Source organism: Variovorax sp. P1_H2, from assembly GCF_056405295.1.
In genome coordinates this window covers 1-1559 of record NZ_JBFUCJ010000277.1, presented here as the reverse complement: position 1 = coordinate 1559, position 1559 = coordinate 1, and the positions used below count along the sequence as shown (strand labels likewise).

2 protein-coding genes and 1 pseudogene are annotated in these 1559 nt (G+C 65.0%); all 3 read right to left on the bottom strand.

Annotated elements, in window-relative coordinates; genetic code table 11:
- On the bottom strand, positions 1 to 177 hold a 177-nt coding region (locus tag AC1D2E_RS35815; RefSeq protein WP_478201787.1), incomplete at its 3' end, for a response regulator.
- Positions 178 to 199: 22 nt separating this feature from the next.
- A complete protein-coding gene (gene glnL, locus AC1D2E_RS35810; RefSeq protein ID WP_478176670.1) occupies positions 200 to 1276 on the bottom strand; it encodes a nitrogen regulation protein NR(II) in 1077 nt (358 codons plus the stop codon).
- A gap of 4 nt (positions 1277 to 1280) precedes the next feature.
- Positions 1281 to 1559: pseudogene (locus AC1D2E_RS35805) on the bottom strand (hypothetical protein); the annotation flags it as partial.

The following is a 1559-nucleotide window of genomic DNA, read 5'->3' as shown; positions in this document are numbered from 1 at the left end:
GATGTCGCTGACCAGGACCTGGGGGCCCTGCATTTCATCGTCGGCCGCGGCGTCGAGGGCGGCGAGAACTTCTCGCGTATTGGTGAAGCTTCGGGTCGGCAGGTCTTCGCGCAGCAGCGCTTTTTCCAGCACGAAGCGGATTGATTGATCATCATCCACTATCCAGATCGGCTTCATGCAGCTCCTTGTTGCTTGGCTGCTAGGGCAGCGGTATCAGTATCTTGAAATCGGTCCGTCCCGGAACGCTGTCGCACTCGATCACGCCGTGATGCTGTTGCACAAAAGTTTGCGCAAGCGTCAATCCCAAGCCTGTCCCGCCTTCCCTGCCCGACACCAGCGGATAGAAGATGCGGTCCTTGATCGCGTCCGGCACGCCCGGTCCGTTGTCTATGACATGCAATTCCAGTGCCAGTCGATACCACTGCTTGTTGAAGATAACCTGACGCGCGATGCGGGTCTTGAAGGTGATCTGCGCGTCGCCGGCGGCCCGCCGTTCGGCCAGCGCCTGGGCGGCGTTGTGGACGATGTTGAGCGTGGCCTGAATCAACTGCTCGCGGTCGCCGCGGAACTCCGGGATCGAGACGTCGAAGTCGCGCTCGATGTGCAGGTCGCGCGGAAACTCGGCCAGGATCACGGAACGCACACGCTCGCAGACCTCGTGGATGTTGACGTCGCCCACCACGTGCGGACGCCGGTGCGGTGCCAGCAAGCGATCGACCAGCGTCTGCAGGCGATCGGCCTCGTGGATGATGACCTGCGTGTATTCGATGAGGTCGCGCGACTCGACCTCCATCTGCAGCAACTGCGCCGCGCCGCGGATGCCGCCGAGCGGGTTCTTGATCTCGTGCGCGAGATTGCGGATCAGTTCCTTGTTGGCCTGCGCCTGGTCGAGCAGCCGCTCCTCGCGGTCCTGCCGCGCCTGCTGCTCCAGCGGCGACATCTCGATGATCAGTTCGCCGGCCTTGTCGCTCTGCGCCAGCGTCACCAGCACCGGCATCAGCTCGTGGTTGACGCGGCGCAGCAAGGCTTCGTAGCGCAGCGTCGCGAAGTCGTTGCTCCGGGCGCCGTCGATGGCGGTGCGCAGCACCTGGGGTTCATGGAAGCAGGCGCCGAACTGCGAGCCCTCGAGCGTGCGGCGCGAGGTCCCCAGCGCATCCTCGAGGCCCGAGTTGGCGAACAGCACCGAGCCATCGACCCGCACCACCGCGATCAGGGTCGACAACAGGTCGAAGGCCTGGAAGCGCTTGCCCGGTCCCGCCGATTTACCGAAAGCCATCCGCTCAGCGATTGACCGGGGGAAGCCGGCCGATTTCGCGCTGCAGACCGGCGATGTCGCTCTCGTTGCGGGCGATCTCGGCCTTCATGTCGGACACCCGGTCCAGGTACTTCTGGTAGTTCTTGCTTTCGCTGCCCTGCTTCTCGGGCTCGCCGTTGTTGTATTCCTTCAGCAACTGGGCCTGCCGCTCCTGCGCCTTGCGCAGCTCAGCCTCGAGCACCGAGCGCGCCTCGCCGTCGCGCGCGCGCTGGTCGGCGCCATCGACCCGCGGGCTGCCCGCGGG